Source organism: Pseudomonas sp. URMO17WK12:I6, assembly GCF_003253625.1.
Taxonomy (GTDB): domain Bacteria; phylum Pseudomonadota; class Gammaproteobacteria; order Pseudomonadales; family Pseudomonadaceae; genus Aquipseudomonas.
Map to the genome: position 1 here is coordinate 26,110 of NZ_QKYZ01000023.1, position 24,112 is coordinate 50,221.

Genomic DNA, 24,112 nt, shown 5'->3' on the forward strand with positions numbered 1-24,112 from the left:
TGATGACTGCGAAGTTGGAAAAAGTTCTGATCGCCAACCGCGGTGAGATCGCCCTGCGGATTCTGCGTGCCTGCAAGGAAATGGGCATCAAGACCGTCGCCGTTTACTCCAAGGCCGACAAAGAGCTGATGCACCTGGGCCTGGCAGACGAATCCGTCTGCATCGGTCCGGCCTCCGCCGCTCACTCCTACCTGCACATTCCGGCCATCATCGCCGCTGCTGAAGTGACCGGCGCTACCGCCATTCACCCAGGCTACGGCTTCCTTGCGGAAAACGCCGACTTTGCCGAACAGGTCGAGAACTCCGGTTTCGCGTTCATTGGCCCGAAAGCCGATACCATCCGCCTGATGGGCGACAAGGTATCGGCCAAGCACGCCATGATCGCCGCTGGCGTTCCAACCGTTCCGGGCTCCGACGGCCCACTGCCTGAAGACGAAGAAACCGCTCTGCGCATTGGTCGCGAAGTCGGTTATCCGGTGATCATCAAAGCCGCTGGCGGCGGTGGTGGTCGTGGCATGCGCGTGGTGCACAAAGAAGAAGACCTGATCTCCTCGGCGAAACTGACCCGCTCCGAAGCGGGCGCAGCGTTCGGCAACCCGATGGTCTATCTGGAAAAATTCCTGACCAACCCACGTCACGTGGAAGTTCAGGTGCTTTCCGACGGTCAGGGCCACGCCATCCATCTGGGCGACCGCGACTGCTCGCTGCAACGTCGTCACCAGAAGGTTCTCGAAGAAGCGCCGGCACCGGGCATCGACGAGAACGCGCGCGAGGAAGTCCTCGCCCGTTGCGTCAAGGCTTGCATCGACATCGGCTACCGTGGCGCCGGCACTTTCGAGTTCCTGTACGAGAATGGCCGCTTCTACTTCATCGAGATGAACACTCGTGTCCAGGTAGAGCACCCGGTATCGGAAATGGTCACCGGCATCGACATCGTCAAGGAGATGCTCAGCATCGCCGCCGGCAACAAGCTGTCGTTCACCCAGGATGACGTGGTCATCCGCGGTCACGCGCTGGAATGCCGGATCAACGCCGAAGACCCGAAAACGTTCATGCCGAGCCCAGGCACGGTCAAGCATTTCCACGCACCAGGCGGCAACGGCGTTCGCGTCGATTCGCACCTGTACAGTGGCTATGCCGTTCCGCCGAACTACGACTCGTTGATCGGCAAGCTGATCACCTACGGCGCAACCCGTGACGAAGCCATGGCGCGCATGCGTAATGCGCTGGACGAGATCGTTGTCGACGGGATCAAGACCAACATCCCGCTGCACCGTGATCTGACCCGTGACGAAGGCTTCTGCAAAGGGGGGGTGAACATTCACTACCTCGAGCACAAGCTGGCTGGCGAGAAGCACTAAGCTTCAGCCGGAACATGACAAGGCCGCCTTCGGGCGGCTTTGTTGTTTCTGGAGATGCCGCCCGGAAACCTTGTGGCGAGGGAGCTTGCTCCCGCTCGGTTGCGCAGCAGCCGCAAGACCATTCATCCGAGTTGTGTCAGACAGAGCCGTATCTGCCATTTTGGGACCGCTTCGCGCTCCAGCGGGAGCAAGCTCCCTCGCCACAGAGACCGACGTCTCCGCTATTGGATGGCAACCCGGTCGTCTTCTGCCGCGCGCTCGCGTAAACTTGCGCGCTTCTCGCAGCCCGCTAGGCTGCAATCTATATTTTTCAAAGGTGCCCGCCATGCCTTGGCTGCAAGTCCGTCTCGCCATCAGCCCAGAACAAGCCGAAACCTACGAAGACGCTTTCCTTGAAGTGGGCGCCGTATCGGTGACCTTCATGGACGCCGAAGATCAGCCGATCTTCGAGCCGGAACTCAACACCACCCCGCTGTGGTCGCACACACACCTGCTGGCCTTGTTCGAAGGCGGCACTGACGCCGCCAGCGTGCTGGCCCACCTGGAGTTGCTGACCGGCAGCCCGCTGCCCGAGCATCACAGCGAAGTGATCGAAGACCAGGACTGGGAACGCAGCTGGATGGATGGCTTCCAGCCGATGCGCTTCGGCCAGCGCCTGTGGATTGTCCCGAGCTGGCACGCCGCCCCTGAGCCTGACGCGGTGAACCTGCTGCTGGACCCGGGCCTGGCGTTCGGCACCGGCACTCACCCGACCACCGCGCTGTGCCTGGAATGGCTCGATGGCCAGGACCTGAAAGACTGCAACGTGCTGGATTTCGGCTGCGGCTCGGGGATTCTGGCGATTGCCGCCCTGTTGCTGGGCGCCAAACAAGCCGTCGGCACCGATATCGATGTGCAAGCCCTGGAGGCCTCCCGCGACAACGCCGGACGCAACAACATTGCCGACGAGCTGTTCCCGCTCTATCTGCCGGAAGATTTGCCGCAGGTTCAAGCCGACGTACTGGTCGCCAATATCCTCGCCGGCCCGCTGGTTTCCCTGGCGCCGCAACTGTCCAGCCTGGTCAAGCCCGGCGGTCGCCTGGCACTGTCGGGCATCCTCGCCGAACAGGGCGAAGAGGTTGCCGCTGCCTATGCCCGGGACTTCGATCTGGATCCGATCGCCAATCGCGACGGCTGGGTACGCATCACTGGCCGTCGGCGCTAGAATGAGCGCCTGCATAAACCGGATTGCCGCATGACCGATAGCTTCGTCACCCAATGCCCGCATTGCCAAACCAGCTTCCGCGTCAGCCACGCTCAGTTGAGCGTGGCCCGTGGGGTGGTTCGTTGCGGCTCGTGCTTGCAGGTGTTCAACGCCGCCAGGCAGTTGCTTGAGCAACGGGCCGGCAAGGAAGCGGTAAAACCGGCTGCATCGGCGCCCGTAGAACCGCCCGTGCAGCGGGCCATCAGCCAAAAGCAATGGACCGCGGCCGAGATGGACCTGGACAGCCTGGACCTGGACGAAGAGCTCGCCCGGCTCGAACAGCGGGAAATCCAGCCGACGACGGAGTTCGGTCACCCCCGCGAAGACAGCCTCAGTGCTCGTCGCGACAGCACCGAACACGACGAAGCCCCTTGGCCCGACAGTCTCTTCAGTGAGTCGGCCGCCGATCGTGCGCAAGCCGCCGACGTGCAGACGCCATCACCGATGGTCGAACCGACGATCGAGCCAGGCAAACACTCGCGCACCGAGCCTTCGCTGTCCATGGAGCCCGTGCCGCTGGACGATGAGCCCGAGATACAGCAGCTGCGCCTGCACGACCCGCTCGACGCCCCGATCCCTTTTGGCAGCCTGTCGGCGAAAACCGATGACGATGAGATCGAAGATGACCTGCCCTCCGTCGAGCCCCTGCGCAAGCGACGCGAACGCAGCGAACCGGCCATGCGCGCTGAAGTGCTGCAGGACCTGACCGACGATCCGTTGCAACTGGATTGGCAAAAACGCCGCTCCCCCTGGGGTCGGCGCTTTTTCTGGCTGCTGCTGATCCTGATCGGTGCCGCCGGCCTCGTTGGCCAATACGTCGCCTACCACTTCGACGAACTGGCGCGCCAGGACCAGTATCGTCCGTGGTTCCAGCAACTGTGCCCGCACATCGGCTGCACAGTGCCGTCCAAGGTCGACATCGCGAAAGTCAAAAGCAGCAATCTGGTGGTCCGCAGCCACCCGGACTTCAACGGAGCGCTGGTGGTCGATGCCATCATTTATAACCGTGCGCCCTTCTCCCAGCCGTTCCCGCTGCTGGAGCTGCGTTTTGCCGACCTCAACGGCCACCTGATCGCCAGCCGCCGCTTCAAGCCCGGCGAGTACCTCAACGGCGATCTCGAAGGCATGGCCGAAATGCCGCCGCAAACGCCGATCCACATCGCACTGGACATTCTCGACCCAGGCCCCAAAGCGGTGAACTACAGCCTGAGCTTCCATTCGCCCGAGTGAAACACTCAAGCGTTGCAGGCTTGACGGCGGTTTCCTGACTTTGACCGTTCAAACCAAACCGCTGGCGATAACGAATTAGTTGTTCAGATTTTGTTCAATTCAGCCTTTATCCAGTCATCGAGAGCGGGTATCATGCCAACCCTTTTTCGAACTCTCATGATCCGGCCCCACAACAGGGAAGTCCTATGTCGGCGGTACGCATCGGTCCATATACATTGCACAACGGCTTGATCCTCGCCCCCATGGCGGGCGTCACCGACCAGCCCTTTCGTCAGCTGTGCAAACGATTGGGCGCTGGACTTGTAGTCTCGGAAATGGTCACCAGCGACATGAGCTTGTGGAACACCCGCAAATCGCGGATGCGCATGATCCACGAAGGCGATCCCGAGCCCCGCTCGGTACAGATCGCCGGCGGAGATGCGCAGATGCTGGCGGATGCGGCCCGAGCCAACGTCGAACTGGGCGCGCAGATTATTGACATCAACATGGGCTGTCCGGCGAAGAAGGTCTGCAACAAGGCCGCCGGTTCCGCACTGTTGAAAGATGAAGCATTGGTGACCGAGATCCTGCAGGCCGTGGTGGCTGCGGTCGATGTGCCGGTCACCCTGAAGATCCGCACCGGCTGGGACCGGGCGAACAAGAACGGTCTGACGGTGGCGAAGATCGCCGAACAGGCAGGCATCACGGCGTTGGCCGTACATGGCCGCACGCGTGCCGACCTGTACACCGGGGAAGCCGAGTACGACACCATTGCCGCGATCAAGCAGGCGGTGTCGATTCCGGTCTTCGCCAATGGCGATATCGATTCGCCCGAGAAAGCCCGGTACGTGCTCGACGCGACCGGTGCCGATGGCCTGTTGGTGGGTCGGGCTGCCCAGGGGCAGCCATGGATTTTTCGTGAGATCGACCATTATCTGCGTACCGGCGAAAAACTCCCGGCACCGGAACTGATCGAGGTGGAATGTATTCTGCTTGAGCATCTGGCCGCGCTGCATGCCTTCTATGGCGACGTCATGGGCGTGCGCATAGCTCGCAAGCATGTGGGCTGGTATCTCGCAACCTTGCCGGGCGCCAGGGAGTTTCGCGCCCACTTCAATCGTTTGGAAGATACGGAAGCACAATGCGCCTACGTTCGAGGCTTCTTCGCCGAACGTTACAAGAGCCTGACAGGGGACGGAGAAGGGGTGGCCGCATGACGATGATGACCGAGACTTTAGTGAGTGGAACAACACCCGTGAGCGACAACGTGAATTTGAAACAGCACCTCAATACCCCGAGCGAAGAAGGTCAGACCCTTCGCGGGAGTGTCGAGAAGGCGCTGCACAATTATTTCGCCCACCTTGAGGGCGCTGCCGTCACGGATGTGTACAACCTGGTGCTCTCCGAAGTCGAGGCCCCCCTGCTCGAATGCGTGATGAACTACGTCAAGGGCAACCAGACCAAGGCCAGTGAGCTGCTCGGACTGAACCGGGGCACCCTGCGCAAGAAACTCAAGCAGTACGATTTGCTGTAAGCATTCAATCAAACCAGAAAGGCGCCCACGTAAAACCGGTCGCCTTTTTTGCTGACTCCTTTGCTTTTGATGGAAATTGAGATGACCGACCAGACTACCCGCCTGCCGATCCGCCGCGCCTTGATCAGCGTTTCCGACAAGACCGGGATCCTTGAATTCGCCAAAGAGCTCGAAGCCCTGGGCGTAGAGATCCTCTCCACCGGCGGGACGTTCAAGCTGCTGCGCGACAATGGTGTTGCCGCAGTGGAAGTCGCGGATTACACCGGTTTCGCAGAAATGATGGACGGTCGGGTGAAAACCCTGCACCCGAAAATCCACGGCGGGATCCTTGGTCGTCGCGGTATCGACGACGCCATCATGAGCGAGCACGGCATCAAGCCGATCGATCTGGTAGCGGTCAACCTGTACCCGTTCGAAGCCACCATCAACAAGCCAGGCTGCGACCTGCCGACTGCCATCGAGAACATCGACATCGGCGGCCCGACCATGGTCCGTTCGGCGGCAAAAAACCACAAAGACGTGGCCATCGTGGTGAATGCCAGCGATTACGCCAACGTTCTGGAAAGCCTCAAGGCCGGCGGCCTGACCTACGCTCAGCGTTTCGACCTGATGCTCAAGGCCTTCGAACACACCGCCGCCTACGACGGCATGATCGCCAACTACATGGGCACCGTGAACCAGGCGGCTGAAACCCTCTCGACCTCCGGCCGCAGCGAATTCCCGCGCACCTTCAACAGCCAGTTCATCAAGGCTCAGGAAATGCGCTACGGCGAGAACCCGCACCAGAGCGCGGCGTTCTACGTTGAAGCCAAGCCTGCCGAAGTCGGCATCGCCACCGCGACCCAACTGCAAGGCAAAGAGCTGTCGTACAACAACGTGGCCGACACCGACGCCGCGCTGGAATGCGTGAAGAGCTTCGTCAAGCCGGCCTGCGTGATCGTCAAGCACGCCAACCCGTGCGGCGTGGCCGTGAGCCCGGACGCCGAAGGCGGCATCCGTCAAGCCTACGAGCTGGCCTACGCCACCGACACCGAGTCGGCGTTCGGCGGCATCATCGCGTTCAACCGCGAGCTGGATGCTGAAACCGCCAAGGCCATCGTCGAGCGTCAGTTCGTCGAAGTGATCATCGCCCCATCCGTCAGCGCAGAAGCCCGCGCCATCGTGGCCGCCAAAGCCAACGTACGCCTGCTGGCCTGCGGTGAGTGGTCGGCTGACCGCGTTCCAGCCTGGGACTACAAACGCGTCAACGGCGGTTTGCTGGTACAGAGCCGCGACATCGGTATGATCGGCAGCGAAGATCTGAAAGTGGTGACCAAGCGCGCGCCAACCGAGCAGGAAATCAACGACCTGATCTTCGCCTGGAAAGTCGCCAAGTACGTCAAGTCCAACGCCATCGTCTACGCCAAGAACCGTCAGACCATCGGTGTCGGCGCCGGCCAGATGAGCCGCGTGAACTCCGCGCGTATCGCCGCGATCAAGGCTGAACATGCCGGCTTGCAAGTGCAGGGCGCGGTCATGGCGTCGGATGCGTTCTTCCCGTTCCGCGACGGCATCGACAACGCAGCCAAGGTCGGTATCACTGCGGTGATCCAGCCAGGTGGCTCGATGCGTGATAACGAAGTGATTGCGGCAGCTGATGAAGCCGGCATCGCCATGGTCTTCACCGGCATGCGCCACTTCCGTCACTAATAAGACAACGGCCGCACTGAACCCGGTATCTGCTGCGTTGGAACCGACCTCGATGATGCTCATTGCCAAAAGGCAACTCCGCTCATCGAGGTCGACTCCGCCTTGCATCTACCGGCTTCATTGCGACCTCCTACGGCGTGAAGCGCTTTAGGTTCCAAAACAGAATTAGCGTCATCCGAGGTTTTTGAAATGAATGTTTTGATCATTGGCAGTGGTGGCCGTGAACACGCCCTGGCCTGGAAAGTGGCTCAGGATCCGCGCGTGCAGAAAGTGTTCGTTGCCCCGGGCAACGCAGGCACCGCCATTGAAGCCAAGTGCGAGAACGTCGCCATCGACGTGCTGGCCCTCGAGCAGCTTGCAGATTTCGCGGAGAAAAACGTTTCCCTCACCATCGTCGGCCCGGAAGTGCCGCTGGTTGCAGGCGTTGTCGACCTGTTCCGCTCCCGTGGCCTGGATTGCTTCGGCCCGACCGCAGGTGCCGCGCAACTGGAAGGTTCGAAAGCCTTTACCAAGGATTTCCTGGCGCGTCACAAGATCCCGACCGCCGACTACCAGAACTTCACCGAGATCGAGCCGGCCCTGGCTTATCTGCGTGAAAAAGGCGCACCGATCGTGATCAAGGCCGATGGCCTGGCCGCCGGCAAAGGCGTGATCGTGGCCATGACATTGGCTGAAGCTGAAGACGCGGTGCGCGACATGCTCGCTGGCAACGCGTTTGGCGATGCCGGCTCCCGCGTGGTCATCGAGGAGTTCCTGGACGGCGAAGAAGCCAGCTTCATCGTCATGGTCGACGGCAAGAACGTGCTGCCGATGGCCACCAGCCAGGACCACAAACGCGTCGGCGACGGCGACACCGGTCCGAACACCGGCGGCATGGGCGCCTACTCCCCGGCACCGGTCGTCACCGCCGAAGTCCATCAGCGGGTCATGGACCTGGTGATCTGGCCAACCGTGCGCGGCATGGCCGAGGAAGGCAATGTTTACACCGGTTTCCTCTATGCCGGCTTGATGATCGACAAGGCTGGTAACCCAAAAGTTATCGAGTTCAACTGCCGTTTCGGCGATCCTGAGACCCAACCGGTGATGCTGCGTTTGCAGTCGAGCCTGGTGTTGCTGGTCGAAGCGGCCCTGGCGCAAGCGCTGGACAAGGTCGAAGCACAGTGGGATCCACGTCCGAGCGTCGGTATCGTATTGGCCGCTGGCGGTTACCCGGGTGACTACGCCAAAGGCGTTGCCATCAACGGTCTGGATGCAGCCGCGGCACTGGAAGGCAAAGTCTTCCACGCCGGCACTGCACTCAAGGACGGTCAGGTGGTGACGGCCGGTGGTCGGGTACTGTGCGCAACCGCCATGGGCACCAGCGTCGACGCAGCCCAGCAGCAGGCTTACAAACTGGCGGCTAAAATCGACTGGGAAGGCTGCTTCTATCGTAAGGACATTGGCTACCGTGCCATTGCCCGCGAGCGTGGCGAAAATCAGGAATAAGCCATCCATTCGGCCAGGCAAGGGCTTGCAGCCCTTGCCGGACTATTCCGGCGCCGCGCATAGTTATATTCTGGCATCAACCTACGAAGGGATTTCGCCGTGCGCTGGCTCAGGATTGCCATAGGCTTCACCGTCACTCTGCTGACCTTGCTCTGCATGCTCCCGGCCCAGGCCTCGCAAGGCAGTGGCTGGGCGGTATTGCTCGACGAACAGGGCGATCTGCAGCTGAGCGACATCCGCTCCGGCCGCTACACCAATCAATTCAGCCCCGTTGAACTCGACCGCCTCACCGCAGCCGGGCCTGACGGTGCGCTGTGGCTGCGTTTCAGGCTGGCACCCGGCAAACACGAACAGTTGCTGAGGGTGTTCGCTCCCGACCTGTCGCACCTCAATCTGTATGTGCTCGATGGCGACCAGCTGATCGATCAATTGAATACCGGCACCGGGCAGCCTCAGGCTGAGCGCCCCCTGCCCGGCAACGACTTCATGTTACCGCTGCCGCAAAGCGACAAAACCCTCGACGTCTATATGCGACTGGTCTCCGAACACCAGTTTCGGCCTTACATCACCCTGCAATCGGCGGTCATGAGCGCAGCCACTCAGAACCAGACATTGATCTACGGTCTGCTCTTTGGCTGTCTCGGGATGCTGATCCTGCATAACCTGACCCGCTACACCTACACCCGCTCGCGCAGCAGCCTCTGGCTGGCAGCGTGCGAAGGGTTGTTGCTGCTCAGCCTGGTGCTGCTGCTGAACCTGGCCCGACCATGGTTGCCGAACTGGTCCGTCGTACAAACACCCGGTGCCTATCTTGCCTTGCTGCTGACCGCACCTTGCGGCCTGATGTTCGCCTACCGTTTTTTCGCCCCGCTCGGCCCGCACCCGCTGAACAAGCTGCTGCTGGGGGACATCCTGTTCATCGTGGCCTGCGGCCTGCTGCTGTTGTTCGTCAACACCCTGCCGCTGAACCTGATCACGTACGCACTGGTTGCCCTGGCCGGCCTGAGCATGTTGTTCGTCAGCGCCCATCACTGGCAAAAAGGTTATCGCCCGGCTCGCCTGTTCGTGGCGGCCATGGTGGTGTTCAACCTTGGCACGTTGATTATCCTGCCGGCGCTGCAGGGGCTGACCCTTGTCGCCCCGCAAGGCCTGATCATCACCCTGCTGGTGTTTATCTGTATCAGTGGCCTGTTGATGAGTGTGGCCCTGGGCGAGCGACAGCGTAGCATCACCGAAGACCGTTTCAGCGTCAGTCGCGACCTGGCTGCCAGCAATGCCGAAATAAACGCCAAAGCTGAATTCCTGGCGAAAATCAGCCACGAAATCCGCACCCCGATGAATGGTGTGCTGGGCATGACCGAACTGCTGCTGGGCACACCGCTGTCGGTCAAGCAGCGCGACTATGTGCAAACCATCCATAGCGCCGGCAACGAACTGCTGACACTGATCAACGAAATTCTCGACATCTCCAAGCTCGAGTCCGGACAGATCGAGCTGGACGATGTGCAGTTCGACCTCAATGCCCTGATCGAAGACTGCCTGAGCATCTTCCGCGCCAAGGCCGAACAACAGAACATCGAGCTGATCAGCTTTATCCAGCCACAGGTACCGCGCGTCATCAGCGGCGATCCGACGCGCCTGCGCCAGACCCTGCTGAGCCTGCTGGAAAACGCCCTGAAGAAAACCGACGAAGGCGAGATTCTGATCGTTGTCGCCCTGGATGAACGCAGCGCCAAACCGCGGCTGCGCATCGCCGTGCAGGACAGCGGCCAGCCGATGGAGGCTGAAGAACGCGACGCACTGATGCACGCCGAGCTGCACAGCAAGCATTTCCTCTCGGCCACCAGCCTGGGGGGCAATCTGGGGCTGGTGATTGCCCGTCAGCTGATCCGTTTGATGCAGGGCGAATTCGGCATCAAGAGCGGCGCCAACCAAGGCAGCACATTGTGGCTGACCCTGCCACTGGACCCGGACCGTCTCGAGCATCCGACCTCGGACCTGGACAGTCCGTTGCAAGGCGCACGCGTACTGGTCGTGGACGACAACGACACCTGTCGCAAGGTGCTGGTGCAGCAGTGCAGCGCCTGGGGCCTGAACGTCAGCGCCGTACCGTCCGGCAAGGAGGCCCTGGCGCTGCTGCGCACCAAGGCCCACCTGCGCGATTATTTCGACGTGGTCCTGCTGGACCAGAACATGCCCGGTATGACCGGCATGCAACTGGCCGCCAAGATCAAGGAAGACCCGAGCCTGAACCACGACATTCTGCTGATCATGCTCACCGGCATCAGCAACGCGCCGAGCAAGATCATCGCGCGCAACTCCGGGATCAAGCGCATCCTCGCCAAGCCAGTGGCCGGCTACACCCTCAAGACCACCCTGGCGGACGAACTGAACCAGCGCAACAACGGCCCGGCGACCTCGCAGCACCTGCCCACCGGCCCTACCCTTCCGGTCAAGGTGCCCAGCGACTTCCGCATCCTGGTGGCCGAAGACAACAGCATCTCGACCAAGGTCATCCGCGGCATGCTGGGCAAGCTCAACCTGCAACCGGATACCGCCAGCAATGGCGAAGAAGCCTTGGTGGCAATGAAGGCCCAGCGTTACGACCTGGTGCTGATGGACTGCGAAATGCCAATCCTTGACGGCTTCTCCGCCACCCAGCAATTGCGTGCCTGGGAAGTCGGCAACCAGCGGATTCGCACCCCCGTGGTGGCGTTGACCGCGCACATCCTCGCCGAGCACAAAGAGCGCGCGCGTCAGGCCGGCATGGACGGGCACATGGCCAAACCGGTCGAGCTGTCGCAGTTGCGCGACCTGATCGAGCATTGGGTTGCCCAGCGCGATCATCAGAATCGTACGGCTTCGACGTTCTGAGCAATCTCCCGTCGCGCGCCGACAACTTTCTAAACCGGCTGATAGACTCCGCTCCAACAATCTCCTGCCGCGAGCCGACATTATGCTCCACGTGTTATTCAGCGTTTATCTGAAGATGCTGGTGCTCTACAGCCCGTTCTTCGTGTTGTCCTGTTTCATCAGTCTGAGCCGCGGTTATTCGCGCAAGGAACAACGTCGCCTGGCCTGGAAAGTGGCAATTGCCACACTGGTTTCCAGCGTCTTGCTGTACCTGTTCGGGAGGGTGATATTTGACGTGTTCGGCATTACCGTGGATGCATTTCGCATCGGCGCCGGCAGCGTGCTATTCATCTCGGCGCTGGGCATGGCCCAGGGTAAGTCGGTGGTGCAAACCGACAACGTGCAGCAAGACGTGACCATCGTCCCGCTGACCATCCCCCTGACCGTCGGCCCGGGCACCATCGGTGCGCTGTTGGTGATGGGTGTCAGCCAACCGCACTGGGACGACAAACTCACCGCGATCCTCAGCATTGCCCTGGCCAGTTTCACGGTGGGGGTGGTGCTTTACTTGTCGAACCGTATCGAGCGGATTCTTGGCGATCAGGGCCTGCAGATCGTCAGTCGCTTGATGGGACTTTTTGTCTGTGCGCTGGCAGCACAGATCATCTTTACCGGCGTAAAAGGCTATCTGGTGCCCTGATAGGCGAACAACTCCGTCATCCCGTGAACGTGGTGATCGCCACACCGACCCCATCATGTCAAAGGCCGCGAACGGAATCGTTCGCGGCCTTTTTTCATGAACCCGGCGCCAGTCGCTGCTTATCCTGCGACTGCCGGGTCCGCCAACAACTCCTGCAGCGTTGCACTGCCGTTTTTTTCTTTCCTGTCGCGCAACCGCGCCACGAACATCGATACCGGATGGGATTGCAGCTTTTCAAACGCTAGGAACACATCACCGCGCAATGCCGGGTCGACGGAACACACATCACGGAAGATCAAACTGTGCTCACTGTCCGGGTCAACGATGACCAGATGTTCCTGAACAATCTCGAACAGCAATCTTTGCGGATCATCGAAGGCCCAGATCAATTTGCCTGGAATGGCCGGCACTTCACCCAGTGCGTGCCGGCAGTCGACGATGACTGAGTCGAGCCTCAGCCAGACAGCCTTCGTCAGGTGATAAGTCACGGCACCCTGCCCCAATCGCAGAATCAACGTATTGACGTCATCGGGAATCAGCGGCAGGAGATCACCCAGGGTCTTTTCTCCTTCGACAACCAGCACTTCGGCGTTGCGCTGGACATAATCGAACGGCCCGATGCTTCGCCTGTCCGGATACACACGCACCCGTCCTTCCCGGGCCTCATGCAGCAACACATTGACCTGGCCTTGAGTACCCAGCAGCGAATAATCTGCGGGCAGATCTTTACCGGTAATCCGGATCAACCGGGCGCTTTGGACGGCATACCACTGCAAGCTGCCGGGTTCGGACTCCACAGATACAAATTCGGCATGTTCCGTCGTTTCCAGTAACGCCTGGAGACTTTCGATCAAGTGTTCGCCATGGGCGCTCACCCAGTCGTGGCTGACGCCAGTGATGATCTCCACCTCTTGATGGCGGAGTTCGAGCAGTACGCCGTCAACGGTTGTCCCACGCAAGCCGGCGCCCTCGATGGTCACGTCGGCAAAACGCCAATCCGCCCACTCTGGTTGATGAGCCGGCAACCTGTCGCCCAGTAACAATCGCGAGCCCGTGCCGAATGCCTGATCAAGTTGCTGCGGATCGATGAACGTCTGATTCCAGATTTCACCGCTGGACAGATCGAACAGCCAGATCGCCTGATTGTCCGGGGTAATGCCAAGCAGGCGAATTTCCTTGTCGAGTCCCGGATCGCACAGCACCAGGCGGTTACTCACATACCAGGCACCCACGTTGCCGTTATCGGCGAAATTGCGCAGGCCGACAATGGCAATATTTTTGCCTGGGTACCGCTCGGCAATCGGCTCCAGCGCCTGCCACCACTGGGCGCGGCCGTTGAGCCACTGCTCGCTCAGGCCGCCCAGCTGCACCTCGCCTTGCGCGGTCAGGTTGAAAAACAGCCCCTCCTCATCGAGTGCCACATAGCCGCTCTCGACGGCCACGACCTGCTTGAGACCGGCGGGCTGCACCCATTGGTGGCCCCACTGTCCTTTGCCCTCCGTCACGGTCCGTTGCAGTCGGCAAAGGGTCTGGGCGAGCCGGTCGTAAATGAAGAATATGTCGCTGTCGTCGGCCATCGGCAACAGCATCAGATCGTTCAGGTGCTTGATCGAATCGGCCCAGCCACGCGTGTGTTGAGGTCGGGGCAGCGGATGAATGAGCAACTGATCGCGACTGCGAACCCACGCCATGTCTCGCCGATCCGGGTCAAACTTCCAACAGATCGAAACGTAAGGCGCCGGCTGCCAGTCGACCGTTGTGAAGCCGTCCCGCTCAGGAACAGGATTGAAAGACACATACTTGCCGAACACCGATGACCAGTCGGCCAGCGTTTCGCTGGCAAACACCAACGCCTGCAGTTCCCGCGCCATATCGTGAGTCACGGAACTCAACAGCAATCGACCTTCATGAATCAGGTAACGGTACTGCCTGGCGGCCTGATTGCCCGTGACGTACTCCTGCACGACATGAATCACACCATGAGCATCCGCTTCGATACTGCGAATGGAGCCTTTGCTGTCCTCTAGCAGTAAGCGATAGCGATTCTTGAGCAAGCCTGTGGCGGCATCGACTTGCCAGATCTGGTGGCCCTCCGGTTGGTAGAAATAAGCAGAACCCTCGACCACCATCGACAGCTGCGCCTCGTCGGCCTCAAGGACGGTCTCGTTGCGGATATACAGGAAACGATCTTCAGCGCAGTCATACCAGGCATTGGTGTAACGGGGCTCGTCCGGCGCCTCGTACGGAATCAGGTAACGATGGATCTGCGTGTACGGCAATACCAGTCGATGCTCCTGCGCGAGGCCTTTGTAGTGCGCCAGCAATGCCTGTTCATCGAGTCCTTCAGGCGCTGTCTGCTGGAGAATGTCCAATTGGCGTTTGCCAGGGTCAACGCTGAACAACTGTTTATCCGCCACCTGGATCAGCACCTCATGACGACCTTTGCCGGCAATTTTCACGTGGACAGTACCGATGTACAGTTCGCCGTAAGGCTCGATGCGGATATCACTTTCACTCGCCCAGCTTGCCTGCAACACCCAGTGGCATTGCTTCAGGCTGGGAGAGACAAGACGGATACTTGCACCGGGATTGAGCATCAATGAACAGCTCCCCCCAGCGCCTGTCAGCTCATACGACAACTTGCCGTGCCAGACATCCGGCAAAACGGGGACCACCAGTGAACGATCCACCGCATCCAGTTGCACCTCGATGACTGTTTCGCGATACACCGGATTCAGGCGGTGGAGGATGTAATGCGACGGAAAGGAATAGAACGTAAACAGAAATAGCCGCTGACCATCCGCTTGCTTTTTTTCAAGGCGCCGGGCCGTGTCAAAACCAGGGTCGTGAAATGCGGAGGCGAACGGCAGCGCCTTGTACTCATAGCCGTAAAAGGTTTGCGGTGTGCATGGCAGCACAATGGCTTGCCCTGTGGGCGGTGCAAATTCTTTTTGACCGGGCAGGTTCAATTCCTGGCGGATATTGATCGCCCGCGTGTAATCAACATCGAAACCCGGCACTCCAAAGTGATCGTGCAGTGGAAACAGCTTCGGGCTGTCGAGCAGCAACTTGCCAGCTCCCAGATCTATGCGCTGGACGATCAGCGAAGGCCGCACGACCCAGGCACCAACGGTGTGATCGAACCGGTAGCCGTGCGAGCGATACCCCCGATCCATGTCGTCGAAGAACTTGCCGACCTCCTCGGCGTCTCGCAAGATGCTGGCAAACCCTTGGGCCAGTGCAGCAACACCAATGGCCAAGCCACCAAGAATCACCCCGGCGCCACCGAGCACCGCAGCGGCGGTCGATGCGCCGGCCAGTCCTGCACCGATACCGCCTGCCGTGAGCGCCAGGCTGGCAGTATCGAATGTCAATTGAGTACCGAACTGGGCCTTCTCGACTTCGTTTTGCGCCGTCGACAGCTGATAAATATCAAAGCCGACGTTGGCCAGCCCCAATACGGCGCCGACACCTTCACCGGCTGCATGCCCCAAAGCTTCGCCGACGACCGGAGCGCAAGTACGAGCGATGATTTTCTCTTCTCTCAACGCGGTGCGAACCAACTGCACCAGGCCAACCACATCCACGACGGTGCCATGCACCAACTGGGCATAGTTGACGTAAGCGTGCAGGCGCACGGCGGTGGTCAATGTCCGACCCTCCCCTTCCCGGCCACGCAACGCGTTCATCAACGCCTGAATGGCGAACCCTGCGTTGAGGGTGTGAACACTGCCGATCTCGGTCGGATCCACGACACCGCCCGTCCCGGCCGGTTTACGCGCCAGGGTCGAAAACTGTTCCGACAGCCAATTCTTGATCCGCAACAGACGGTGATCGCCGCTGATCACCTGAACCTCGTGTTCCGGGTCTGACGGATTGATCAGACTCACCCGATATTTGCCCTCGGGCGTAATTTCCAGCGTTTCGAACAACGGCACCAGCGGCGTTACCGACGCATGCAACTCCTGCAAACCGACGCTGGCGTGTGCGATCTGCTGTCCCCACCAGTGGCTATCGAGCTCCAGCAAACTGCTGCCCAGATGCCAATTGTTGACCAGCGATTGCCCACGGGCACTGTTCAGGCGCTGGCGAATCGGACGCAGCGGTGCTCCCGGCAACGGTTCGGACTTCAGTAGCTGCTCCACGGCAAATCCGGCAGACAGCTTCAAGTCAGACACCTTTTCCCCATGCAGGTCAATCAGGTCAAACTCCGGCCGGGCTTGCGAACCATAGGCCGCGTAATGCCGTGCCATGCCTTGCTTCAGAAAAAAGTATTCCAGCGCCCGCTTGAACATGGCCGGTTGCTCGAATTCGAACAACGCGAAGTTGGGGTCGTAAAAATGATAAGTGGTGTGATCGCCCTCTACGGTCTTGGCCACCAGCATCGAATGATTGTCGGAGTTAAGCATCAGTGCGCGGCTGCCTTCATGTTGCTCGAGAGCGGCAGTGACCTGATCCAGGTCCGCGCGGTCAAGCGGTGCCCCTACATCGTTCAATTGCACATCCCGCAGCTCTTCCAGCGCTTGAAGGAAGGTTGCCGAATCAGCTTGCTCGGGATCGATGGCGGACAGATAGAAACGTTCACGCAACTGCCGGGAGGCCACGTCGTCCTGCAGCAGTGCCGCGCTCATCACCAGGGCCAACGGGTAGCACCGGCCGCCAACCGCCTCGCCACCGCTGCGCAGTAGCAGATCCTGGGGAACCAGTTTGATGCTGCTGGCTTCGATCTCGTCGAGTATCTGCCCCACCTTCTCGACGATCTGCATGCGATGTTCAAGGGTCGCCACTTGCTGGATTTGCGCCACATGGCGCCCCCACTGGCCCGCCGTCCGCGCCTGTGTCAATGCAGCCTTTTTCAGTTCAAGTGCGCTGCCGGCCGCCCTCGGCGCCGGTTCTGAATCACTGTTCAGACTGGCGATGAATCCCGGTGCCTCGCGCTTGTACAGTTGCCGCTCAATGACGGCGTAACGGCCTGAAGCGCCCTGCCCGACCATGCTGTTGGCCAGATTGTCCAGCTCACCGGTGAACTCCACAAAGCGTTGGTTATGCAGTGAGTCCATTCCCAACAACACCCCCAGCGACAGCCTCTGCAAGGGGGTTGTCTCGACGAAGTGACGGGGGCCATTGGCGATGTCGCTCAGCACTTCATCGACACCCGGGTTGTGGCTTTGCCCATCGTTCAGGAAAGCAGGGGCTTGCGATTCGAGGGGCTGATTACGGATGGCCTGGCGATCATCAAAACTCAGCGGCAGTGGATCTTCGAAGCGGATAGCGCCAGTGTGCCCCCGACTCATCGCCGCCATGAACGGCTCGCCCAGCCCTTCGACCAAACGCTCCAGCACGTGGGTCAGCAGCACCGGCCGCTCTTCGATCACCGGCCAGCCCTGTTCGAACTCAATCGTCGGGCCTTTGAGCAATTGCGCGATATCGCCGCTGTAACGGGTCTTGTATTGGCCTTCCTGCCAGCGTTTCTGCTCATTACTGACCCATTTATCAGGGTCGGTTTCATTGTCCTTCCAGGAATGGTCCAGTTCTTCTTCGGTCGCGCGGTTGACCGACGTGTAGCGCGCAATGGCGGCCTCCTTGCGCACGGCCTCAGCCACCGAGGGGGTAAAGTGGGCTCTTGCGTAATCGGCCATGCCATCACGCACGGCTCCAGGGCCGGTCAGGTAGATAGTCCCTTCGCTCTGAAGCCGAATGCCGTCGCGAAAGTAGGTCGCAATGGCATCGATCAGAAACCCTGCAAATATTTCCTCTTCCATCGACAGCTCAATCAGCGGCCCATACGTTCCTTCCACCACTTCCTGCACCAGCGGTGCTATGGCATCAACATCGCTCAAAGCAACGCCTCGTCGGGCGGCCAACCGGTTCGAAGCCTCAATCACCTCATAGTTGAACCGGAAACGCTCGAGCACGGTTTGCAGAATCGTCGAGCGGGGATGCGCCATCAGAAATGCATTCGTTATCGAACTGCCTTCCGACGCCGCTCGCAGCATAAAGGGTCGGGCCAACCGATCTGCCGGTGGCTGAAATACCTCACTCAGGCCCGGCCGGCTTTTTACAAAAGCCTCCAGTGCCGGCAAATGCTCAGGGGGAATCGTCTCGATGTAACTGGAGGATGCGCGACGCCCAGGCATCCATTCGGGATTGTCATTGAGCAATAACTGCAAAATCCCCAAATGCGCATCGGAACCCAAACCGTGGATATCGACTCCGCCCAGCGTTCTCGATAACGGCGGCAGGTTATCCACATCGGCATAGATGCCACCTTCGCCAAACAGAACTTCAACACGCACCACATCGGACGCCGCCGCCAGATTGCCGCGTAATCGCATTTCCTGTTCGTAGATGCCCTGTAATTGCAACGGCACCTCGGCTGCATCAAGATCGCGCAATTGGAAACCGTTCATGTCCTGCACACTGCGGTGATTGCTTTCCTTCAACGCTTGCAGTTGCGCCGCATCCTGGCCGTAGGCCCGAGTCAGCAAATCCATCCGTGCCTCATCGGCTGATTCACCGTTTGCCACTGCCGCATTGATGTGTGCGTACATCTGTTGCTTCAGAACAATAGCGCGCTCCTCGTACAGGGTTGCCAGTTCATCTTCGGAGATACTTTTGTCTGCGACCTGCGTCAGGGCATGCGCCTTGGCGGCGTCAACAATCAGTTTGTTGGTTTGATAAGCCAGCAGCGCATCGCTGTCATACCAGAGATTGAGGGTGTAGCCATGCTCGGCCAACACCTGTTTCCATAGGTTGAGGTAATCGCGCTGAATGGCGCCGAGACCGCCACCGAGCCAGACAAAATGCAACACCTTGGGAACTTCCGTCGCCACTGTGTTCATCTGCTCCACACTGAACCGAAGACGCGACTCATACCGTTCGACTTCGTCATGTATCTGCGATAGTTGCATCGCGGTGTCGTCAGCATTGCCCGGCGTCTGCGAATCAAGATTGCGTTTGACTCGCTTGTTGCCCAGCAACAGTGTCAGCGTGTGTTTAAATAACCCTAACGGTTCGAGCAGTCTTGGCGACTCCAGCAGCCCCACACAGGCAAAGTAATAACGCAATAGTTCCTCGTAGTGTGGACTGTCTTTATGCGACGACAATCCGCGCTCAAGATCCGCCAGTTTGAAAAGACTGACAAAATCAACATAACCATCCTTGTTTCGGCGCTCAATATCGTGCATGCGTATCCCGTTTACTGTTTCGGTTTAATTATCAACGAATAGGCCAGCCAATAAGCACAGACACTCAAACAACAGGGCATCTAAAACTTTGATCTGGAAGTTGAAAACTACGCTTTGAAACAGGCAAGCTCAAACAGGAAGAAATTCAATTAGTTTCAATAAAACAGAAACAAAAAAACTTAACAACACACTCTAACGACACCAAAAGTTACTTAACACATCACCAGCAAACATCAAACTACTGCCATCTCAAATAAACCTGTCACACACTCAACGATGCAAAATATTTAATATTTCCGAATAAATAAAACAAGACATTAGTGACAGAAAAAAGACCACAGGCAACCGCGCCAAATCCCATGACAGCCGCTGAAAAGGACGACACGTTCGAACGTGGAAAAAACCAACCCGACCACTGGGATTCCAGTGCTGGGAAGTGACGGAAAAGACTGCGGCCCCGAAGGGCCGCTGGATATCAGGACGCCGGTTTTTCACCGTACCAGCGTGGCGTATACACCCAATCGCCGCCCTCCGCGCGAGGGAATGCGCAGGTAGTGGAAGAGCCGACGAGCACCATGGTGCGCATGTCCACTTGATCCGGGGTCAACGCCCCCAAGGTGGTCGTGCGTAAGGTCTGTCCCGGTCGGCCGATATCCCGCCCCAGCACCACCGGCGTTTCAGGTTTGCGATGCTGCGCGACGATCTCCAGCGCACGCCCCAGCTGCCATGGCCGTGAACGTGAGATCGGGTTATAGAACGCCAGGGCCAGGTCCGCTTCGGCGGCCAGGTCCAGACGCTTTTCGATGATCGACCACGGCTTGAGATTGTCCGACAGGGACATCACGCAGAAGTCATGCCCCAGCGGCGCACCGGCCTGGGCAGCGGTGGCGAGCGACGCGGAGACGCCCGGCAGGATCTCCAGCTCGACAGTGTGCCAGGCCGGGTCACTCGACTCGTGCAAGGCTTCAAGCACCGCCGCCGCCATCGCGAACACGCCCGGGTCGCCTGAGGACACCACGATCACCGAACGGCCCCGGGCCGCCAGTTCGAAGGCGTGACGGGCACGCTGCATTTCTTCGCGGTTGTCGGTGCAATGCAGCACCTGATCCGCGCGGAAGGGACCGGCCATGCGCACGTAGGTTTCGTAGCCGAGCACATCGGTGGCCCGGGCCAATTCGGCCTTGACGGCCGGAACCATCAGTTCGGCGGCGCCCGGGCCGAGGCCGATCACGGCCAGACGCCCACGTGGGCGGCCGACTTGCGTGAGGTCCAGCGGCTGTTCGGTCACGGCCACAGCCACATTGTTTGTCGTTGCGATGATCGTCGCCTCGGGCACCGCGCTACGTGCCAACGCGCCGATGTCGCTCGCCGGCGCGACAAAACGCAGCGGCACACCCAGCGCAACGGCCGCTGCATGCAACACCGGGCTGGCCATTGCAGTGTCAGCCGCTACCAGGCAGGCCAGCGCCTGCACCGCGACGTTCGCCTGCTGTAACGCCGCGCGAACAGCGCTCGGCAAATCTGCGGCGGCGCCAATCGCCACCGCAACACTGCGCGGATAAATCACCAGCTCATTGGCACTTGCCTCACGGGCGTCGCTGCCGACATGGATCGAACGCTGCGCCAGTGGATCTTCCACCAACTGCGCCTGCTCCAGCCACGGCGCCGCGCCTTCGATGCGCACGCTGTGCCCGGCGAGCAAATCAGAGACAAAACGCTTGCCCAGTTCCAGATCGCCAAGGGCGTAACCGCTTGGCGGATTGAGCAGGCAGGTGCCAAAGCGCAGTTCGCCGCTGGTGGTGATCGCCGCGGCGACCTGCAAACCGGCAGCGATCTTGCGCGCCATGACGTTCACTCCACCGAGGCCACCGAGCAAGGGCACCACCGCGCTGCCGTCTTCGGCCACGGCCAGCACCGGCGGTTCGGCGCCCTTTTCCAGCAACAGCGCAGCCAGGGTGCGAATAACGATCCCCGCCGCGCACAGGGCAATGATCGGCGTGTCCTGCTGATACAGCTCGCGCAGGGTCGCGCCGAATTCGGGATAAGTGCGGTCGGCGCCCTCGACCCGTCCGGCCAGGCCGTGGATCAACGCAGCCGGATACACCTGTTGAATACGGCGGGCAGTGGCCAGACTGCCTTGACCGAGAATGACGATTGCGGGGGTGGAATGAGTCATCAGCCTTGCCACCGCTCGCCGGGAACGATGATCAGCGAGAAATACGGCGAGGACATCGGCTCGACCTGATCCAGCGGCACGATTTTCTGGTTGGCCATGGTCGCGCGCTCCACATACAGAGCACGCTCTGCCAGACCGAGTTCTTCGAGCACCTGACGGACCTTGGGAAAGTTACGCCCCAGTTTCATGATCACTGCCGCATCGGCATCGGCCAGGCGACGCTTGAGGTCTTCGTGGGGCAGCACGCCGGACAACACCGACAGGCTCTGATTGCGATACACCAGCGGCGCACCGAGTACCGAGGCACCGCCGAGCATCGAGCAGACACCCGGCACGACTTCGGCTTCGTAACGCTCGGCCAGTCGATCGTGCAGGTACATGTAGGAGCCGTAGAAGAACGGATCGCCTTCGCAGATCACCGCCACATCACGGCCCGCGTCCAGATGCGCGGCAAGTTGTTCAGCGGCCGTATCGTAGAAATCGCTGATCACTTGTTCATACGACAACGGTGCCGGCAGCGCTTCGGTGGTCACCGGATAAACCAGCGGCAGCAGGGTTTGTGGATCTTGCAGATGCGCTTCGATGATGCCGAATGCATTGCCCTTCTTGCCCTTGGCGACGAAGTACGCCACCACTGGCGATTCGCGCAGCAGGCGCAAGGCTTTGACGGTAATCAGTTCCGGATCACCGGGGCCGACGCCCAGGCCAATCAAACGTCCAGGTTGCTGCATCATTCGATCTCCGTGGCGAGGGCATTGACGGCGGCGGCGGCCATGGCGCTACCGCCCAGCCGGCCTTGCATGATGACGAAAGGCACGCCACGGCTGTCCGCCGCGAGCATCGCCTTGGATTCGGCGGCACCGACGAAGCCCACCGGGAAGCCGAGGATCAGCGCCGGCTTCGGCGCGCCGGCATCGAGCATTTCCAACAGATAAAACAGTGCGGTCGGTGCGTTGCCGATCACCACCACGCTGCCTTCCAGATGCGGGCGCCACAGCTCCAGCGCGGCGGCGGAACGGGTATTGCCCAACTCGCGGGCAAGCTCCGGCACGCTGTCGTCGCGCAGGGTGCAAATCACCGGGTTGTTGGCCGGCAAACGCGCGCGGGTCACGCCCTCGCTGACCATCCGCGCGTCGCACAGAATCGGCGCACCGGCCGCCAGCGCGTCGCGCCCGGCCTTGCCGGCGCCTTCGGAAAACTGCAGACCGTCGATGGCCTCGACCATGCCGCAGGCGTGGATCACCCGCACGGCGAGTTTCTCCAGATCGGCCGGAATACGCGCAAGGTTGGCCTCGGCGCGAATGATCGCGAAGGAGTTGCGATAGATCTCCTGACCGTCGCGGATGTAATCAAGCATCAAGGGGGCTCCGTGAGCGGGCGTCGAGCAAGGCTGCGACCGCTTCAATAGTGAGGTTGTGTGCGTGCAGGGCGCCGAAACCCGGCTGCCCTGCATCGCGAAAATAGAGGTCGTAGTGACCGGGGGCGACAGCCAGCAGCGTGACCGGTGCCACATGGGCCGCGGCGCAGGAACGCTGGCAGCCGGACAAATGCACTGCTTGATCGTGACGTTGCAACAGCGCGGCCAACTGCATGGCGTCGCTCTTGGTATCGGCCAGGCCCTTGCCACAGCCAGCGGAACCGGTGCAGGCGATCAACCGTGACACAGGCTGATCAGCGTCATATAGCAGGCCCAGTTGCTCCAGACGCCTAATCACTTCAGGCGCCCGCTCTTTTCGAACGTTGGGCAGCAACAGACTTTGCCATGGAGTGAAACGCAGACTCGCGTCGCCGAATTCGCACGCCAGTTGCGCCACGCCCCTGAGCATGACGGGATCGAGCCGCCCCAAAGGGGGGACGGCGCCGATATAGACGTGTTCGGCTTCACGTTGCGGATGAGCGCCGATGTGCAGAGTGTCCGGGTTCAGTGAACGCTGCCAATCGGCAATCGACTTCAAGGGCACACGCTCGGCCAGGCGAGCGAGAAACTCTGCGAGTGGATACTCGGCCAGCAAATGACGCATTCGTGTTTGATCCGGACGCGCCAGGTCGAGAAACAACTCCAGCACCGCTACCACCAGTGCGTACCCCTGCTCGAGTGACACCGCGCCTGCGGGCCTGTCCGTAGGGCAACCCGCCAGACCGAACGCCAGCAACAGCTCGCCGTTTCGCTCAGCAGCAGACAACCACAGATCATGCGGGTGTTCGAGCATCGCCAACGCCTCGCCGCCATCGAGTTGCACGGCAAACTTGGCGCTGAGATCGTGGAAACGTTCGTGGCTTTGCAGGGTCGTGAGGATCTGCTCCGCCAGCGCATGCGTGTCGAAGAGCATGCGCCGGTCAACCCCGGCAGACGGGCTGAGCATCAGATTGCGCACATCGTCGCCCGCCGCGGTACGCGGCCCCAACCCTGCGGCGAGCAGGCTGTCGATCAAAGCCGTCTGCTCACTGCCAATCCCGCGAATCTGCAGGTTGGCCCGGTTGGTCGCCTCGATCACGCCCCCGGCAAACCGTTCGGCCGCGCTGGCCACCGCTTCAGCCTGGGCCGCGCTGATCGAGCCGCCGTTCAATTTGATCCGGCAGATGCCGCCATCCAGCGCCGGGACGATACGCAGCAACCCCGGGCAGGCCGAGGGGCGTAAGGCGGTAGACATCGGGCGTTCGTTCAAAGGGGCGAC

At 60.4% G+C, this 24,112-nt stretch carries 14 protein-coding genes; 9 read left to right on the forward strand and 5 right to left on the reverse strand.

What is annotated here, in order from left to right; translation table 11 throughout:
- Positions 1-2 precede the first annotated feature (2 nt).
- The 9 genes from accC to F475_RS27880 all read left to right on the forward strand — a co-directional run bounded on the left by accC (position 3) and on the right by F475_RS27880 (position 12,074).
- Positions 3-1,361, forward strand: coding sequence for an acetyl-CoA carboxylase biotin carboxylase subunit (accC, locus tag F475_RS27835; RefSeq protein ID WP_018928422.1), 1,359 nt, complete (start codon positions 3-5; stop codon positions 1,359-1,361).
- Between the two features lie 325 nt (positions 1,362-1,686).
- Positions 1,687-2,565: a 50S ribosomal protein L11 methyltransferase gene (prmA, locus tag F475_RS27845; protein ID WP_019582270.1), complete on the forward strand. Its 879-nt coding sequence runs from the start codon at positions 1,687-1,689 to the stop codon at positions 2,563-2,565.
- A 30-nt stretch (positions 2,566-2,595) separates the two neighbouring features.
- Positions 2,596-3,834, forward strand: a complete 1,239-nt coding sequence (locus F475_RS27850; RefSeq protein WP_111455268.1) for a DUF3426 domain-containing protein — start codon at positions 2,596-2,598, stop codon at positions 3,832-3,834.
- Between the two features lie 185 nt (positions 3,835-4,019).
- On the forward strand, positions 4,020-5,030 hold the full coding sequence (dusB, locus tag F475_RS27855) for a tRNA dihydrouridine synthase DusB (protein WP_018928425.1): 1,011 nt from the start codon (positions 4,020-4,022) through the stop codon (positions 5,028-5,030).
- The gene (gene fis / locus F475_RS27860; RefSeq protein WP_007907419.1) at positions 5,027-5,347 is read left to right on the forward strand and encodes a DNA-binding transcriptional regulator Fis; all 321 of its coding nucleotides are present in this window, start codon (positions 5,027-5,029) and stop codon (positions 5,345-5,347) included. The genes dusB and fis overlap by 4 nt, the downstream gene beginning before the upstream one ends.
- A gap of 81 nt (positions 5,348-5,428) precedes the next feature.
- Entirely contained in the window at positions 5,429-7,036 is a 1,608-nt protein-coding gene (gene purH / locus F475_RS27865) for a bifunctional phosphoribosylaminoimidazolecarboxamide formyltransferase/IMP cyclohydrolase (protein ID WP_018928426.1), read from the forward strand.
- A gap of 189 nt (positions 7,037-7,225) precedes the next feature.
- Entirely contained in the window at positions 7,226-8,521 is a 1,296-nt protein-coding gene (purD, locus tag F475_RS27870) for a phosphoribosylamine--glycine ligase (protein WP_007937200.1), read from the forward strand.
- Between the two features lie 99 nt (positions 8,522-8,620).
- Complete coding sequence (locus F475_RS27875; protein WP_018928427.1) at positions 8,621-11,395, forward strand: hybrid sensor histidine kinase/response regulator; 2,775 nt, start codon at positions 8,621-8,623, stop codon at positions 11,393-11,395.
- 82 nt (positions 11,396-11,477) lie between these two features.
- Positions 11,478-12,074 (forward strand): MarC family protein, encoded by a 597-nt coding sequence (locus tag F475_RS27880; protein ID WP_018928428.1) that lies wholly within the window; start codon positions 11,478-11,480, stop codon positions 12,072-12,074.
- A 119-nt stretch (positions 12,075-12,193) separates the two neighbouring features.
- On the opposite strand, the gene F475_RS27885 is transcribed toward F475_RS27880, so the two are convergent.
- The 5 genes from F475_RS27885 to cobG form a co-directional block, all read right to left on the reverse strand.
- Positions 12,194-19,261 carry a TcdA/TcdB pore-forming domain-containing protein gene (locus tag F475_RS27885; RefSeq protein ID WP_111455269.1) on the reverse strand — a complete coding sequence of 2,356 codons (7,068 nt, stop codon included), beginning with the start codon at positions 19,259-19,261 and terminating at the stop codon, positions 12,194-12,196.
- 475 nt (positions 19,262-19,736) lie between these two features.
- On the reverse strand, positions 19,737-21,437 hold the full coding sequence (cobJ, locus tag F475_RS27890) for a precorrin-3B C(17)-methyltransferase (RefSeq protein ID WP_111455270.1): 1,701 nt from the start codon (positions 21,435-21,437) through the stop codon (positions 19,737-19,739).
- On the reverse strand, positions 21,437-22,168 hold the full coding sequence (locus tag F475_RS27895; RefSeq protein ID WP_018928431.1) for a precorrin-2 C(20)-methyltransferase: 732 nt from the start codon (positions 22,166-22,168) through the stop codon (positions 21,437-21,439). The genes cobJ and F475_RS27895 overlap by 1 nt, the downstream gene beginning before the upstream one ends.
- Positions 22,168-22,794, reverse strand: a complete 627-nt coding sequence (locus tag F475_RS27900) for a precorrin-8X methylmutase (protein ID WP_007937188.1) — start codon at positions 22,792-22,794, stop codon at positions 22,168-22,170. Before F475_RS27900 ends, F475_RS27895 begins: the two co-directional genes overlap by 1 nt.
- Positions 22,787-24,088, reverse strand: coding sequence for a precorrin-3B synthase (cobG, locus tag F475_RS27905; protein ID WP_305887976.1), 1,302 nt, complete (start codon positions 24,086-24,088; stop codon positions 22,787-22,789). The genes F475_RS27900 and cobG overlap by 8 nt, the downstream gene beginning before the upstream one ends.
- Between the last annotated feature and the right edge of the window lie 24 nt (positions 24,089-24,112).

Bases quoted from the DNA above. Each gene is read 5' to 3' on its own strand.
- cobJ (WP_111455270.1), bottom strand. From the start codon at position 21,437: ATGACTCATTCCACCCCCGCAATCGTCATTCTCGGTCAAGGCAGTCTG.
- F475_RS27900 (WP_007937188.1), bottom strand. From the start codon at position 22,794: ATGCTTGATTACATCCGCGACGGTCAGGAGATCTATCGCAACTCCTTC.
- cobG (WP_305887976.1), bottom strand. From the start codon at position 24,088: ATGTCTACCGCCTTACGCCCCTCGGCCTGCCCGGGGTTGCTGCGTATC.
- dusB (WP_018928425.1), top strand. From the start codon at position 4,020: ATGTCGGCGGTACGCATCGGTCCATATACATTGCACAACGGCTTGATC.
- F475_RS27885 (WP_111455269.1), bottom strand. From the start codon at position 19,261: ATGCACGATATTGAGCGCCGAAACAAGGATGGTTATGTTGATTTTGTC.
- F475_RS27880 (WP_018928428.1), top strand. From the start codon at position 11,478: ATGCTCCACGTGTTATTCAGCGTTTATCTGAAGATGCTGGTGCTCTAC.
- accC (WP_018928422.1), top strand. From the start codon at position 3: ATGACTGCGAAGTTGGAAAAAGTTCTGATCGCCAACCGCGGTGAGATC.
- F475_RS27850 (WP_111455268.1), top strand. From the start codon at position 2,596: ATGACCGATAGCTTCGTCACCCAATGCCCGCATTGCCAAACCAGCTTC.
- F475_RS27895 (WP_018928431.1), bottom strand. From the start codon at position 22,168: ATGCAGCAACCTGGACGTTTGATTGGCCTGGGCGTCGGCCCCGGTGAT.
- purH (WP_018928426.1), top strand. From the start codon at position 5,429: ATGACCGACCAGACTACCCGCCTGCCGATCCGCCGCGCCTTGATCAGC.
- prmA (WP_019582270.1), top strand. From the start codon at position 1,687: ATGCCTTGGCTGCAAGTCCGTCTCGCCATCAGCCCAGAACAAGCCGAA.
- purD (WP_007937200.1), top strand. From the start codon at position 7,226: ATGAATGTTTTGATCATTGGCAGTGGTGGCCGTGAACACGCCCTGGCC.
- fis (WP_007907419.1), top strand. From the start codon at position 5,027: ATGACGATGATGACCGAGACTTTAGTGAGTGGAACAACACCCGTGAGC.